13 protein-coding genes are annotated in these 13,465 nt (G+C 71.5%); 6 read left to right on the top strand and 7 right to left on the bottom strand.

What is annotated here, in order from left to right:
* Nucleotides 1–40: 40 nt before the first annotated feature.
* Entirely contained in the window at nucleotides 41–280 is a 240-nt protein-coding gene (locus JOD64_RS09610; protein WP_204941918.1) for a DUF397 domain-containing protein, read from the bottom strand.
* A gap of 75 nt (nucleotides 281–355) precedes the next feature.
* Nucleotides 356–1,336, bottom strand: a complete 981-nt coding sequence (locus tag JOD64_RS09605) for a helix-turn-helix domain-containing protein (protein WP_204941917.1) — start codon at nucleotides 1,334–1,336, stop codon at nucleotides 356–358.
* A 216-nt stretch (nucleotides 1,337–1,552) separates the two neighbouring features.
* Here JOD64_RS09605 and JOD64_RS09600 point away from each other — a divergent pair, with 216 nt between their 5' ends.
* The gene (locus tag JOD64_RS09600) at nucleotides 1,553–2,833 is read left to right on the top strand and encodes an MFS transporter (protein WP_204941916.1); all 1,281 of its coding nucleotides are present in this window, start codon (nucleotides 1,553–1,555) and stop codon (nucleotides 2,831–2,833) included.
* Nucleotides 2,834–2,933: 100 nt separating this feature from the next.
* Here the strand turns inward: JOD64_RS09600 and JOD64_RS09595 are convergent, their stop codons facing one another.
* On the bottom strand, nucleotides 2,934–3,176 hold the full coding sequence (locus JOD64_RS09595; protein WP_204945996.1) for a mycoredoxin: 243 nt from the start codon (nucleotides 3,174–3,176) through the stop codon (nucleotides 2,934–2,936).
* A 92-nt stretch (nucleotides 3,177–3,268) separates the two neighbouring features.
* Between JOD64_RS09595 and JOD64_RS09590 the strand changes: the two genes are divergently transcribed.
* From JOD64_RS09590 to JOD64_RS09580, 3 genes are all read left to right on the top strand, one after another.
* The gene (locus JOD64_RS09590) at nucleotides 3,269–5,437 is read left to right on the top strand and encodes an ATP-dependent DNA helicase UvrD2 (protein ID WP_204941915.1); all 2,169 of its coding nucleotides are present in this window, start codon (nucleotides 3,269–3,271) and stop codon (nucleotides 5,435–5,437) included.
* A 155-nt stretch (nucleotides 5,438–5,592) separates the two neighbouring features.
* Nucleotides 5,593–5,808: a hypothetical protein gene (locus JOD64_RS09585; RefSeq protein ID WP_204945995.1), complete on the top strand. Its 216-nt coding sequence runs from the start codon at nucleotides 5,593–5,595 to the stop codon at nucleotides 5,806–5,808.
* A gap of 129 nt (nucleotides 5,809–5,937) precedes the next feature.
* A complete protein-coding gene (locus JOD64_RS09580; RefSeq protein ID WP_110563491.1) occupies nucleotides 5,938–6,303 on the top strand; it encodes a WhiB family transcriptional regulator in 366 nt (121 codons plus the stop codon).
* Nucleotides 6,304–6,596: 293 nt separating this feature from the next.
* Here JOD64_RS09580 and JOD64_RS09575 read toward each other — a convergent pair whose 3' ends face one another.
* The 3 genes from JOD64_RS09575 to JOD64_RS09565 form a co-directional block, all read right to left on the bottom strand.
* A complete protein-coding gene (locus JOD64_RS09575; RefSeq protein WP_204941914.1) occupies nucleotides 6,597–7,943 on the bottom strand; it encodes an ABC1 kinase family protein in 1,347 nt (448 codons plus the stop codon).
* Entirely contained in the window at nucleotides 7,940–9,052 is a 1,113-nt protein-coding gene (locus tag JOD64_RS09570) for a TOMM precursor leader peptide-binding protein (protein WP_204941913.1), read from the bottom strand. Before JOD64_RS09570 ends, JOD64_RS09575 begins: the two co-directional genes overlap by 4 nt.
* Nucleotides 9,053–9,276: 224 nt before the next feature.
* Nucleotides 9,277–9,447 carry a DUF5679 domain-containing protein gene (locus tag JOD64_RS09565; RefSeq protein ID WP_167457767.1) on the bottom strand — a complete coding sequence of 57 codons (171 nt, stop codon included), beginning with the start codon at nucleotides 9,445–9,447 and terminating at the stop codon, nucleotides 9,277–9,279.
* Between the two features lie 515 nt (nucleotides 9,448–9,962).
* On the opposite strand from JOD64_RS09565, the gene JOD64_RS09560 reads away from it, so the two are divergent.
* Nucleotides 9,963–10,493, top strand: a complete 531-nt coding sequence (locus JOD64_RS09560) for a M48 metallopeptidase family protein (protein ID WP_204941912.1) — start codon at nucleotides 9,963–9,965, stop codon at nucleotides 10,491–10,493.
* An 809-nt stretch (nucleotides 10,494–11,302) separates the two neighbouring features.
* Nucleotides 11,303–11,911: a glycosyltransferase family protein gene (locus tag JOD64_RS09555; RefSeq protein WP_204941911.1), complete on the top strand. Its 609-nt coding sequence runs from the start codon at nucleotides 11,303–11,305 to the stop codon at nucleotides 11,909–11,911.
* 313 nt (nucleotides 11,912–12,224) lie between these two features.
* Here JOD64_RS09555 and JOD64_RS09550 read toward each other — a convergent pair whose 3' ends face one another.
* Nucleotides 12,225–13,445 carry a zinc-dependent metalloprotease gene (locus JOD64_RS09550; RefSeq protein WP_204945994.1) on the bottom strand — a complete coding sequence of 407 codons (1,221 nt, stop codon included), beginning with the start codon at nucleotides 13,443–13,445 and terminating at the stop codon, nucleotides 12,225–12,227.
* Nucleotides 13,446–13,465 lie beyond the last annotated feature (20 nt).

Here is a 13,465-nt window from a genome sequence, read left to right as displayed (position 1 = left end):
CCGCCGGCAGTACGCCGACGGCCCCGTCTCGGTCACCGGGTCAGCTCAGATCGAACTGACCGCCCTTCGCTCCGGTGATGAAGCCGAGCCACCCTGCCCGGTTGAACAACAGCACCGGGCCGCCTCGGTCCTTGCTGTCGCGCAGCGCGACGGCGGACGGACCGGTGGCCAGTGGGGCGACCTCCACGCAGTTGGAGGTCTGGCTGCGTGTGCTGGTACGCCACGGGGCGTCCGCCAACGAGTGGGCGGAGACGGACGGCGTTGTGCGGATGTCATTCATGGTTCTGCTCCTGGTGTGAACCGATCCGATGGGACGAGTGGTGCCGCACGTCCCGACGGAGGGGTCCCCCGTGGATTACCGGTCCGTCAGCCGCCCCGAATCCCGACGGCGTTGGGTCGGCGCCGTTGCCGGCCCGAACGCCACTGTGGATGGGGGCACCGCCTCGGTCAGCCGTCCCGTCGCCTCGATCAGCCAGGAGAGGGTGTCCGATTCGTCAAGTGCCGCCGTGCATAGCCACTCGAACACCACTTTATATCTATTTAGCGTGATTACCTCGGTCGACATGACGTCGGTGAACCCCCCTTCGATGGCCAATGTCTCCGGATCGAGCGGATCGGCGAACCGGTAGACGGAAAACGCTGTCGGCGGAAGGTACCAATTGCCCACCTGGGCGTCCCGCGGCAGCACATGCAACGTCACGTTGGGTAGTAGGGCCAGCTCGCAGAGCTGGACCAGTTGCTCGTGCAGCACCTCGGGCGGCCCGGCCCGGCGGCCGAGAGCCGCCTCCTCCAGGACCGCGGTGTAACGCGGCGCATGAGGCTCCCGGGTGAGCAGCGACTGCCGGGCCATCCGCGCCTTCACTTCGGTCGCGGGCTCGTCGCCAGGCTCCGGCTCACCGGCGCTCGCGTCCACCTCGCGGGCCGAGACGATCCGGACCTGCGCGTACCCGGGGGTCTGCAACAGGCCCGGCACCAACACCGGGTTGTACTCGGAGATCTCCGCGCAGCCCGCCTCCAACTCGGCCCAGCTGCGCTGCTGCTGCGTCATCACCGGGAAGTTCTTCAACCAGCCCCGCATGTCGCCGGCCTCGCCGGCGATTCCGAGCAACTCCTCGTGCAGTGCCTCGTCGGCACCGTAGAGGGCCAGCAGGACGCCGACGTCCTGCGGGTCCGGCCGGCTGCGGCCGTTTTCCAACCGGGACAGTTTGGACGCGGACGCCCAACCGATTCTTTCGATGACCTGGTCGCCGGTGAGGCCCGCGGCCTCGCGCAGGCGGCGCAGCTCTAGGCCCAACCGTCGGCGACGCATGATCGGGCTGGGTGCGGCAGGAGGCACAGTGTCCTCTTTCCCGTCGACCGCCGCAGACGCGACGGTAACTGTATGAAATTCGCCCCCCACAGTCAGTATGGACGGCGCGACCGGCGTCGGAGGTTCCGGCGGGGGCGTGTCTTGCGAAAAATGGACCACGGGTACGCCGGATGACGACGGACCTGCGGTCGCAGCCCCGTCGACCACGCCCACCCGGGCACGCCATCCCGCCGGAGGGACCCCATGCGCACCGTCCTGCGCCGACCCGACTTCCGCCTGCTCTTCGGCGGCCTGCTGGCCAGCATGACCGCCGAGTCGATCCTGCTGCTCGCGCTCGCCATCTGGGTCAAGGACCTGACCGGCTCCAACGGGCTCGCCGGCGGCACCATCTTCGCCGTCGTCGCCCCGATGACGCTGGCGCCGCTGATCGGCTGGTTCGTCGACCGCTGCCCACGCCGGCCGTTCTTCGTCGCCGCGAACGTGGTCACCGCGGCGCTGCTCACCCCGCTGTTCACCGTCGCAGACGCGGGGGACGTCTGGGTCGTCTACCTGGTGGCGGCCCTGTATGGACTGTCGTCCATCACGCTCGGCGCGGCGCTCAGTGGGCTCATCCGGGAGTTGGTGCCGGTCGAACTGCTGGCCGAGGCGAACGGCGTGCTGCAGACCGTACGCCAGGGGATGCGGCTGATCGGCCCGCTGGCCGGCGCGGCGCTCTACGCGGCCCTCGGCGGGTGGGCGCTGGCCGGGATCGGCATGGTCGGATTTCTGACCGCGGCGGTGGTGGTGACCGCGTTACCCACCCCGCAACAGGTGCCGCCGACCGTGCGGTTGCGCTGGCCGGCCGAGTTGGGCGCCGGTCTGCGGCACCTGGCTGGCGAGGCGGCCCTGCGTCGGGCCCTGCTCGGCTACGGGCTCGGGTCGCTGGTGATGGGCTTCAGCGAGTCGCTCATCTTCGCCTACGTCGACCACGGGCTGAACCGCGACGCCGCGTTCGTGGGCGTACTGGTCACCGTGCAGGGTGTGGGCGGTCTGCTCGGCGGGCTCTGCTCACCGGCGCTGGTCCGCCGACTCGGGGAGGTCGGCACCCTGGCCGCCGGGGTGGCCTTCTTCTCACCGGCCGCGCTCGCGCTCGCGTACCCCGATCTCCGGCTCGCTTTCGCGGCGGTGCTGCTGGCCGGCGTCTCGCTCCCACTGACGATGGTGGGGCTGCACACGCTGATCCAGCGCCGGACCCCGCCTGCGCTGGTCGGCCGGGTCGCCGCAGCCACCCAGGCCGTGGTCAGCGGGCCGCAGGCGCTCTCCATCGGGGCAGGTGCCCTGCTGGTCGGTTTCCTGGACTATCGGGTGCTGTTCATGCTGGTCGGGGTGGCCACGCTGGCCGCCGGCAGCTACCTCTGGCGGGGCCGGCACCTGAGCGCGCCGCCCGGCACCCGCCCGCCCACGCCGTCGACCCGCCCGACGCTCCCGTCGCCCCGGCGACCGGCCGAGGCCGCGGACCGGCCGAGGACGCCGACCGGTCTGTGACGACCAGCACCCACCGGCCGCCCGCCAGAGTGACGGACAGCGGACACGACGAGCGGTCGCCCCGACTGGGGCGACCGCTCGTCGAGAATGACCCGGCCGGTCAGGCGTTGAGGGTCTCCAGGTGTTGCTTGACCTGAGTGATCGAGGGATTCGTCAGGGCGCTGCCGTCGGTGAAGCGCAGCGTCGGCACCGTCTGGTTGCCGCCGTTGACGCTCATCACGAACTCCGCGGCCTCCGGGTCCTGCTCGATGTCGACCACCTCGTACCCGATGCCTTCCCGGTCGAGCTGCGACTTGAGCCGGTGGCAGTAGCCGCACCAGGGGGTGGAATACATCGTCAGCATGGTCGGATCCTCCAACTCCTCCGGCCGCGGCTTGCGGATCAAGCCGAGGCTGTTCGCTGCAACGCTCGGAGGAGCTGAGATGATTCCTGGTTGTGGTGGTTCACTCAGCGTCGGAACAGGTGCTCGCCGGGCTGGACCCGGAGCAACGCTCCGCCGTGACCGCACCCGCCGGGCCGGTCTGCATCCTGGCCGGCGCGGGCACCGGCAAAACCCGGGCGATCACCTCCCGGATCGCCCATCGTGCTCTTTCCGGTGAGATCTCCCCTCGGCATGTGCTCGCGGTCACCTTCACCGCCCGCGCCGCCGCCGAGATGCGACACCGAATCGCCCAACTCGGGGTGAAGGGCGTTCAGGCCCGCACGTTCCACGCGGCGGCGTTGCGCCAGGTGCGGTACTTCGCGCCCCGCCTGCTGGCCGGCCGCGCCATGCCCGAACTGCTGGACAGCAAGGTACGGCTGGTCACCCTCGCCGCGGCCCGGGTCGGCCTGCGCACCGACCGGGCCGCGGCGCGCGACCTGGCCGGCGAGATCGAGTGGGCCAAGTCGTCGTTGGTCGAGCCGACGGACTACGTGGTCTCCGCGGCCCGGGCACTGCGCGACACACCGCACGAGCCGGCCAAGGTGGCCGAGGTGTTCACCGCGTACGAGCAGCTCAAACGCTCGAACGGCGTGATCGATTTCGAGGACATGCTGCGCGCCGCGGTGTGGGGCATCGAGGAGCACCCGGATGTCGGCGAGCAGGTCCGTGGCCAGTACCGGCACTTCGTGGTCGACGAGTACCAGGACGTCAACCCGCTCCAGCAGCGGTTGCTGGACGCCTGGCTGGGCGGACGCAACGACCTGACCGTGGTCGGTGACGCCAGCCAGACGATCTACTCGTTCACCGGGGCGACCTCGGCGTACCTGGTCGACTTCCCCCGCCGGCACCGGGGCGCCACCGTGGTCCGGCTGGTCCGCGACTACCGCTCCACGCCGCAGGTGGTCGGGCTCGCCAACGCGGTGATCTCCCAGGCCCGGGGCACCGAGGCACGGCTGCGGCTGGAGCTGAGCGGGCAACGCCCACCCGGCCCCGAGCCGGATCTGCGGATCTTCACCGACGAGCCGGCCGAGGCGAACGCGGTGGCCGCACGCTGCCGGTCGCTGATCGACGCGGGCACGCCGGCGAAGGAGATCGCCGTGCTGTTCCGGATCAACGCGCAGTCCGAGGCGTACGAGAAGGCGCTCACCGAGGCCGCGGTGCCGTACGTCGTGCAGGGCGCCGAACGGTTCTTCGAGCGGGCCGAGGTGCGCCAGGCGATGGTCGCGTTGCGCGCCGCCACCCGATCGATCCCCGGGGAGACCCCGCTGCCGACCGCCGTCGTCGAGGCGCTCACCGCGGTCGGTTGGGCCCCCGACGCGCCCCCGGCCGGTGGCGCCGCCCGCGAACGCTGGGAGGCGCTGTCCGCGCTGGTCCAGCTCGCCGAGGAGTACGCGGCCACCCCCGAGGTCGTGCCGATCGGTGAGGCCGCGTCGGTGGAACGCCCCGTCACCCTCTCCAACTTCACCGAGGAGCTGGCCCGCCGGGCTGCCCAGCAGCACGTACCGACGGTGGACGGGGTGACCCTCGCCTCGCTGCACTCGGCCAAGGGGCTGGAGTGGGACGCGGTCTTCCTGGTCGGTCTCGCCGAGGGCACCCTGCCGACCACGTACGCCAAGACCGTCGAGCAGGTCGAGGAGGAACGCCGACTGCTCTACGTCGGGATCACCCGTGCACGACAGTGGCTCTGGTTGTCGTACGCCGTCGCGCGCTCACCGGGCGGACGAGCCCGGCGGCCGTCGCGGTTCCTGCCCCAGCTCGACCGCTCCGGCGGCACCGAACGGGCCGTCAGCGGCGCCGGTCCGGCGGCCAAACGCACCGAGCGGCGTCGAACCCAGATCGTCTCCTGCCGGATCTGCGGCGCCACGCTGCTCGCCGGCCCCGACCGCAAGCTCGGCCGCTGCCCCACCTGCCCGTCCGACATCGACGACGAGCTGCACGAACGGCTGCGCGAGTGGCGGCAACGGGTCGCCGGGGCGCAGAAGGTCCCGGCGTACGTGGTCTTCACCGACGCGACGCTTGTCGCGCTGGCCGAGCGGCGACCTGGCCGGTCGGAGGATTTGATCGCCATCGCTGGTATCGGCCCCCGCAAGCTGGGCCTCTACGGGGAGTCGGTGCTGGCGTTGGTGGGCGGCGCGGGGGTGGACGACGTCTGCCCGGAGAAAACTTTCGAAATCTCGTCCTAAATTCGTTTGCCCTCGCCCCAGCGCGAGGAATAGCCTCAGGACACACCACGCGAGCGGCGCCATTCCGGCTGCTCATCGGGGTTGGTCCGGTCGATTCGAGGAACGTGAGGGAGGTGGCACCCGTGAAGATCTTCACCTATGAGCGTCTGACGGCGATGCCGTCTGTCCTCGCTCCGCTGTCGGCTGTCCGAGTGGCCCTCACGGCTGCACGACCGTCGGTTCCGCAGGTGCACCAGGTTCAGGCCGAGCTGATCCTGACCGTCGCGCCCGCCGGAGTCGAGGGGACCAGTGGCTTCACGGGCAATGGCATCCAGGTCGCCAAGAAGCGCATGGATGTCCGCGGCGTTCCACCTCGAGGTAAACCGGTCTGACCATCAGACACCGGCTCACCTCGAGGCCGCGGAACCCGCTTACCGGGATCCGCGGCCTTTGTTTTTGCCCGCCGTAAGTACGTCGGAATGCGATCCACGAGATCGAAGTGAGAGAGAGGTGACCGGGAGATGAGTCTGGCGTTGGCCCCCCTCGACGTGAGCGTCGAAATGGAGGCGAACCTGCCCTGCCGGAAGTTCGACCCCGACCTGTGGTTCTCCGACTCGCCTGCCGAGCTCGAGCTGGCCAAGTCGCTCTGCGGGGACTGCCCGCTGCGCGTCGAGTGCCTGGCCGGGGCGGTGGAGCGGGCCGAGCCGTGGGGCGTCTGGGGCGGCGAGATCTTCGAGCGTGGCGCGGTTGTCCCGCGTAAGCGGCCCCGTGGCCGTCCGCGTAAGGAGGACGTCGCCCGTGACGCCGCACTTCGGGTCGAGGCCGAGGCGCGCCTGGCGGCCACTGGGCTGTCCGAGGTGCGTGGCGCGGTCCGACTGGCAGCCTGACATGTTCCCGACCCGTACCAACTACGCCGGTGTCACACCGGCAGTGAGAGAGAAGACGATGTTCAACCTCCCGACTGGAGCCTTCGAGATGCAACTACTCAACGAAGCGTTGTCCCGGGCTCGAATGCGCCGGCCTCAGGCCGGTCGTACCACCACGAGCACTGAGGCAACCCGATCCGCCCGTACCGTCGCCATGAACAGCCGCAACCAGACGGCGCGCGACCTGGGCGTTCTCTAGTACCACCCCACGCAGAAGGGCGGGTGCCGACCGGCACCCGCCCTTCGTGACGTCTTCAGGCGACCGGGGCGAAGCCGGGCAGCCAGCGCTCCAGGATGCTGCGGTACGGGGCCTTTGCCTCCAGTTGGCAGAGCACCCCGATCGATCCGAGCGTCACCCGGTGGATCAGCAGGTACGACGGCGGCAGGTTGAGCTGCCTGCTCAGCTGGTACGTGGGGGAGCGGGGACTCGCCAGTCGGCCCGCCTCGCCCCGCAGCCAGGCCCGGGTGAACCGGAACCCGTCCGCCGCGATGGGCTCCAGCATCGGACGGATGAAGTCGAGCACCCCCTCGGCGTCGATCTCCTCCGCAGAGCCGATGAAGCCCTCTGACCGGAGCCCCGCCACCACCCCGTCGGCATCCCCACTCAGGGCCAGCGCGGCGATGCGACCGATCGGCTCCGGCGTGCCCTCCGGCATCCGGGCCACCGCGCCGAAGTCGATCACCCCGAGTCGGCCGTCGGGCAGCAGCCGGAAGTTTCCCGGGTGCGGGTCGGCGTGCAGCAGCCCAGCCCGCTGTGGCGCGGAGAGGTGCAGGGTGGCCATCAACCGGCCGGCCTCGTCCCGATCCTCCTCGGTGCCCTCGCGGATGATGTCAGCCAGCGGAGTGCCGGTCACCCACTCGGTGACCAGCACACGAGGCGCCGCGTGGACCACCTTCGGGATGTAGATCTCCGGGTCGTCGGCGTACGCGGCCGCGAAGGTGCGCTGCGACTCGGCCTCCAGCTCGTAGTCCAGTTCCTCGGTGATCCGCTCGCGCAGCTCGACCAGGAGCGGCTTGACGTCCAGACCGGGCTGGATGGCCCGGAACATCCCGGCCAGGCGGGAGAGCTGTTTCAGGTCGGCGAGCAGCGCCTCCCCGGCGCCCGGATACTGGATCTTGACAGCCACGTCGCGGCTGTTCGGCGCGCCCGACTCGTCGAACCCCGGCTCCCGCCACCGTGCCCGGTGGACCTGGCCGATGCTGGCGGCGGCGGCCGGGACGTCGTTGAACTCGACGAACCGGTCCCGCCAGTCCGGGCCGAGCTGCTCGGTCAGCACCTTGTGCACGCTGGCGACCGGCAGCGGCGGTGCCGCCTCCTGAAGCTTCGTGAGCGCCTGACGGTAGGGCGCGGCGATCTCCTCCGGCAGTGCCGCCTCGAAGACCGACAGCGCTTGGCCGAACTTCATCGCCCCGCCCTTGAGCTGGCCGAGCACGCTGAACAGTTGTTCGGCGGTGCGCTGCTGGATCTCCGCGGAGATCACGTCGGAGGCGAGCCCGGTGACGCGCTTTCCCATGCCGAGAACGGTCCGGCCGGCGAAGCCGAGCGGCAGGGCGGCGAGCTTGGCGGTGCGGGACACGGCGCGGCGCGGGATGTCGGTCACCCGGTCATTGTTACCGACCGGAGGGCCCCGCTGCTGCTCTGCGGCCGGGCTGGTGCGGACACTCGTCCCTGCGAGCACCCACATGCCGGGTGTGGCGGCCAGCCCCGGCGACGGAAACGGCCGGCACCGGTGATCTCCATGGCCCCACCCAGTGTCTCCGGCTGCCCGCCGTCGAGCTGCGTCAGCGCCTCGGCCAGCGCGTACCCGATGGCCGCGAGCAGCGTGCCGGTCGCGCCGGCGGCCACCGGGTCGGCGGCGGCGAGTTGGGCGGCGAGCCGCGGCCAGTCCGGGTCGCGGTCGGCCCGGTGCAGCTCGACGCAGTGCAGGCAGGGCCCGGCGGGTGGGCGGACCAGCGGCCCGACGACCGGTACGCCCTCGCGCAGGGTGACCAGCAGGTGTGGCTGCCGGCGCTGGGCGAGACCGGCGGCGAGCAGCGCGGTCGGCCGGTCGGTGCCGAGTTGGATCACCAGGTCCACCCGGCCGGTCCGGCCCGGCCGGGTTCCGGTGCCTGGCGCGAGGCGGTCGACCGCGGCCCGCACCGCCGGTGCCAGCGGGTGGCCGAGCTCGGTGGCGGGGATGCCCGTGCCGACCAGGTCGACGGGGCGTACCGGGCCGGTGAGCAGCGGGATCACCTGCCCGACGCCCGACTGGGCCAGTGCCACCGTCAGCGGCCCGCCGAGCGCCCCGGCGCCGGTGAGCACGACTCGGGCGGCCCGCCGCCGACGGAGGACCTGAGCAGGGGTACCGGGCAGTCGAGCGGCGGTCAGGGCCAGCGCGCAGGCCTCCGCCGTGAGCCGGGCACGGACCGCGCCGGCCAGGTCACGGGGGAGCAGGCTGTGCGCGGACACCAGCAGACCGGCCGCCCGCAGGGCGTCGAGCAGGGTACGCGCGTCGTCGGCGGTGACCCGCGCGGTGGCCGCCTCGGCCAGCACGGCGCGCTCGCTGCGGGTGCCGTCGAGCAGGTCGAGCAGGTGGGCGGCGCGGGGGTTGGCCAGCTCCAGCAGCACAGCGGGCCCGGGGCCGACGCCGAGCTGGAGGGTGTGTCGGTCTCGCCAGAGCCGGTTGAGCCCGGGCAGCAGCGTGGGGCGGGGCAGTGCGGTGCGGCTCATGGTCACGAATGGTGACCACATCCTCGCGTTAGGTCGATCGTTGTCCACAGGCGGCCAAGCCCCTGTCCTGCGTTGTCCACAGGATTCGGCGGGTTTTCCACAGCCCGCCGACGGAGGTGTCGGTCACCCGACAGGCCGTCGACGACCCGTGGGAGCGCCGCCAGCCCGAAACGGCAACGGGGTGGGGTGGCCACCGGCCACCCCACCCCCGCCACCCGTACGGATCAGACCTTGGCCTTGCCCAGGATGCGGTTCACTGTTGTTCCGCATACCGGACACTTGCCCTTGGCCATGTTCATTCCGGTCTTCGAGACCTCGACGTGCCCCTCGAAGTCCCGCTTCTCCTTGCACTTCACGCAGTAACCGTTGTAGGTCGTCTGGGCCTGGTCGGCCACGGTGCCCTCCTCGTCTCGTCCGCCGGTCGATGCCGTCCCGGCGGGGTGCCCGGCGGCGGGCCACACGGGGCGCCGGCGCTGGGTCTCACTCCACGGCCACCTTCATGACCGCTGGTCCGCGGACCCTACCCAGGTCTGGGCAGTTCCATGTCAGCTGTGCATCGACACTGTGAGCAAGTCGACGTCGAGAGTGTGCATGGCGAAATAGGTCGGATAAGTCAGTTTGGCGGGGACACGCCGACCAAACCCTCACAGCCACCCGTGCGGGTGCCCCCGCGACAGCATCCGGGGCGGTGATCACCTACGGTGGAGAGGTGCCGCGTATCGGCGCCCATTCGGTGTTCACGAAGGGTGACGAGATGGCGCGGGGGTGCCGCGGTCAAGAAATTTTCGGGACGCCTGGCGACCAATCACCATTTTCTGGGCGCGTGTCGTGCGGTTGACTCTTGCGGACCCCTGGTCAGTACGCATTAGCTTTCCTTCGTGACACGTAGCAGAGGCTGCGCGGGCCAGTGATGGCGGGGACGCGCAAGCCGGTCGTCGAGGTGCGGCGCAGCCAGCGCCGACGACGCACGGTGTCTGCGTACCGTGATGGTGAGCGGGTCGTCGTCCTCATCCCGGACCAGTTCTCCCGTGCCGAGGAGAGCGAGTGGGTCGACCGGATGCTCGCCCGGCTCGCCGCCCGGGAAGGGCGCCTGGCCCGCTCCGACGCCGAGCTGCTGGCCCGAGCCACCCGGCTCATCGACCTCCACCTCCCCGAGTACGCCACGAAGGCGGTGCCAGCCAGCGTCCGCTGGGTCACCAACCAGAACGGCCGGTGGGGCTCCTGCACCCCTGCCGACCGCAGCATCCGGATCTCGCACCGCGTCCAGGAAATGCCCGACTGGGTGATCGACTACGTGCTGCTGCACGAGCTGGCGCACCTGATCGTGCCCAGCCACAACGCCCGGTTCTGGGCGTTGGTCGGCCGCTACCCCAGAGCGGAACGCGCCCGCGGCTACCTGGAGGGCGTTGCCGCTGCCTCCTGCGCCCCGGTCACGACCTGACCGATCCTCGCCCGCCTGCGCGCCCGCCGGTCCGCGTGTCCGCGCCCGGTGTACCCGCGTGTCCGCGTGCCCGGTGTGCCGGCGTGTCGGTGTGCCCGCGTCCGCGTGCCCGGCGTGTCGCTGTGCCCGCGTCCGCGTGCCCGGCGTGTCGCTGTGCCCGCGTCCGCGTGCCCGGCGTGTCGCTGTGCCCGCGTCCGCGTGCCCGGCGTGTCGCTGTGCCCGGTGTGTCCAGTGTGCCCGCGTGCCCGTGGGTTCGACCGCCCGCTTGTCCGCGTGCTCGTAGTGCCGAGCGACTTGGCGGCACGCGCGGATCTTCGTTGTAGCTCATATCCGGACAAGTCGGCCTGAGCGGGCGATGCTGCTGGGGCGGTTGCGGCGAAACCTTCTTGATCGACTCCATATCCCCGATGTGGGGGTATCCGCGCGCTGGGATGGCCCCACATCGCCGAAACGGAGTCGATCACACCTCGGGCCTGGGTGGCGGCAGCCAAACCTGGCCAGATGAGGTCAGGTGAGTCGGATCAACACAGGACAAAGCGATCAGAACGGATGGGGCTCAGGAGGGACGGGCCGGCGGGGTCACAGGCCCGGTCGGGCCCGGTCAGGTCGGGCCCGGCGGAGTGACGGGCCGGGTCGGGCCGGGACCGGTCAGGTCAGTCCGGCGAGGTCAGGGGCTGGGCCCGGACGGCTAGGTCAGCCTCGGCGGGCTCACGGGCCGGGCCGGGGTGGATCGGGTCTGGGCGGGTCGCCGGAGTCGGGCTGGATGGGCGGGGTCAGGGCCAGGCCGGGTCGGGCGCTAGGGTCGGGAGGTGGCACGACGAGTGGTGGTGGCGTTGCTCGGACCGGTCCGCTGGTCGCCGCCCGGCGTCGACCGGGCGCAATGGCGAGCGGCTCTCGCAGAAGATGTCATCGACCTGCTCGCCACCCTCAACGAGGTGGAAGTCGCGGTCGCGGTGACCCCGGCCGATCGTGCGCTGGCCGACGCGCTGGTCTGGCCCGGCACGGCCGTGTACGAGGTGACCGAGCCGACGCCGAACGCCGTTTTCGCCGCACTGGAGGGCTACGACCAGGCGGCGGTGCTCGCTGGCGACGTGCCCGACCTGCCCGCACTCACCGTCGGCAAGCTGCTGCGTCCGCTCACCACCCGACCGGTTGCGGTGGCCCCGGTCGAGGGGGGCGGCCCAGGCCTGCTCGGGGTGGCGGTGCGACTGCCCGTGCCGGGCTGGCTGCCCCCGCTGGATCTGGACACGGCGAACCCAGCCGACGTGCGTTCCGGTGCCCCTCGACCTGGGGACGTGGCGGTCACCGCCGGCTGGCGACGGCTGCGCGGCCCGGCTGACCTGGCCACGCTGGACCCAGCCTTCGAGGGCTGGGATGCGACCCGCGCCCTTCTCTCGGGCTCGGGTCGACCCACTTGAGCAGCCGACCCGCCTAACCGGCGTCATACCCCGGCGCGGCCACTCGCCAGGTCCGGGTCGTCGGCGCCAACTCGGCGCTGATCCGGGTCTCCGGGCGTCGGCTACGCGCCGGTCAGGGTCCCCGGGTGCCGCCATGCGCTGGTCCGGGTCTCGGGTGCCGGCTACGCGTTGGGTCAGGGTCGGAGCGACGGCCGGCCCGCACCTGTCGGGCCAGGTCTGAGTCACGGCGGACCCGAGGCAGAACCCACCTGTACGCCGAGTGCCCGCCGCAGATCGGAGCGGGCACTCGGGCACTGGCGTCAGGGCACTGGCATCAGGGCTTGACGTCGCCCTCGCCGTCGGTCTCGTCGGGCTGGCCCGGGGCCTTCTCCTCCGCGCCACCGGGAGCGGTGAAGTCGAAGCTGTCCAGCTCGCTCAGGTCCATGTCGTTCATCGCGAAGGCGACCGGGTCGGCGAAGTCGTCGTCCGAGGGGAGCAGGTCCGGGTGGCCCCAGACGGCGTCCCGGCCTTCGATGCCGCGGTGCTGGGTGAGCGCGGCCCAGAGCGCCGCGGCCTCGCGCAGTCGACGCGGGCGCAGCTCCAGGCCGACCAGTGCGGCGAAGGTCTGCTCGGCCGGCCCGCCGGCGGCCCGGCGACGGCGGAACGCCTCGCCCAACCGGACGACGTTGGGCAGCCGGTCGCTGGCGGCGTTGTCCACGACGTGGCACACCCAGCCCTCGACGAGGGCGAGGGCCGTCTCCAGTCGGGCCAGTGAGGCCTTCTGCGCCGGGCTGTCCTCCGGGGTGAAGATGCCCTCCAGGGCGATCGCCTGCATCGACTCCGGGTCGGTCGGGTCGACCCGACCCATCGCCTCCTCGATCGCCTCCCGATTGACCCGGATGCCCGAGGCGTACATCTCGACCGCGCTGAGCACATGCCCACGCAGCCACGGGACGTGCTGGAACAGCCGCTGGTGGGCGGCCTCACGCAGCGCCACGTAGAGGCGTACCTCATCTTCGGGAAGCTCCAGGCCCTCGCCGTACGCCCGGATGTTGGCCGGGATCAGCGCGGCCGTGCCGGCCGGGCCGAGCGGCAGCCCGATGTCGCCGGCGGAGAGCACCTCCGCGGCGAGCGAACCGAGGGCCTGGCCCAGCTGGCCGCCGAAGAGCGCGCCACCGAGGGTGGCGACCATCGACTGCATCGGGCCGAGCTGGTCGCGTGCCTCCGGTGGCACGAGGTCGCCCATCGCGCCGACCATCCGGCTCGCGACCGGGTCGCAGAGTTTGCGCCACACGTCCAGCGTCTTGAAGATCCACTCATTGCGGTTCCAGGCGACCGGGGACTGGATGCCCGACGGCCATGCCGAGGCCGGCTCCAACCACAGATCGGCCAGGCGCAGCGCTTCCTCGACCGCGTTGCGCTCATACGGTGACACCGCCGGGTCGCCGGCGGCCGCGAGCTGGCTGGCCGCTACCTGCCGGGCCAGGTCCCAGTTGACCGGACCGCTGCCCGGCGCGGAGAGCAGGTGCTGCAACTGCGACATGAACTGCTGCATCTGCGCGGGATCGTTGGGGT

Source organism: Micromonospora luteifusca (assembly GCF_016907275.1).
In the GTDB taxonomy this organism is placed as follows: Bacteria; Actinomycetota; Actinomycetes; order Mycobacteriales; family Micromonosporaceae; genus Micromonospora; species Micromonospora luteifusca.
This window is presented reverse-complemented; position numbering and strand designations above follow the sequence as displayed.

What these genes read in the sequence shown, in the direction of transcription:
- JOD64_RS09610 (WP_204941918.1), bottom strand. Translation starts at nt 280, where the DNA reads ATGAATGACATCCGCACAACGCCGTCCGTCTCCGCCCACTCGTTGGCG.
- JOD64_RS09600 (WP_204941916.1), top strand. Translation starts at nt 1,553, where the DNA reads ATGCGCACCGTCCTGCGCCGACCCGACTTCCGCCTGCTCTTCGGCGGC.
- JOD64_RS09595 (WP_204945996.1), bottom strand. Translation starts at nt 3,176, where the DNA reads ATGCTGACGATGTATTCCACCCCCTGGTGCGGCTACTGCCACCGGCTC.
- JOD64_RS09585 (WP_204945995.1), top strand. Translation starts at nt 5,593, where the DNA reads ATGCCGTCTGTCCTCGCTCCGCTGTCGGCTGTCCGAGTGGCCCTCACG.
- JOD64_RS09580 (WP_110563491.1), top strand. Translation starts at nt 5,938, where the DNA reads ATGAGTCTGGCGTTGGCCCCCCTCGACGTGAGCGTCGAAATGGAGGCG.
- JOD64_RS09570 (WP_204941913.1), bottom strand. Translation starts at nt 9,052, where the DNA reads ATGAGCCGCACCGCACTGCCCCGCCCCACGCTGCTGCCCGGGCTCAAC.
- JOD64_RS09560 (WP_204941912.1), top strand. Translation starts at nt 9,963, where the DNA reads ATGGCGGGGACGCGCAAGCCGGTCGTCGAGGTGCGGCGCAGCCAGCGC.
- JOD64_RS09550 (WP_204945994.1), bottom strand. Translation starts at nt 13,445, where the DNA reads ATGCAGCAGTTCATGTCGCAGTTGCAGCACCTGCTCTCCGCGCCGGGC.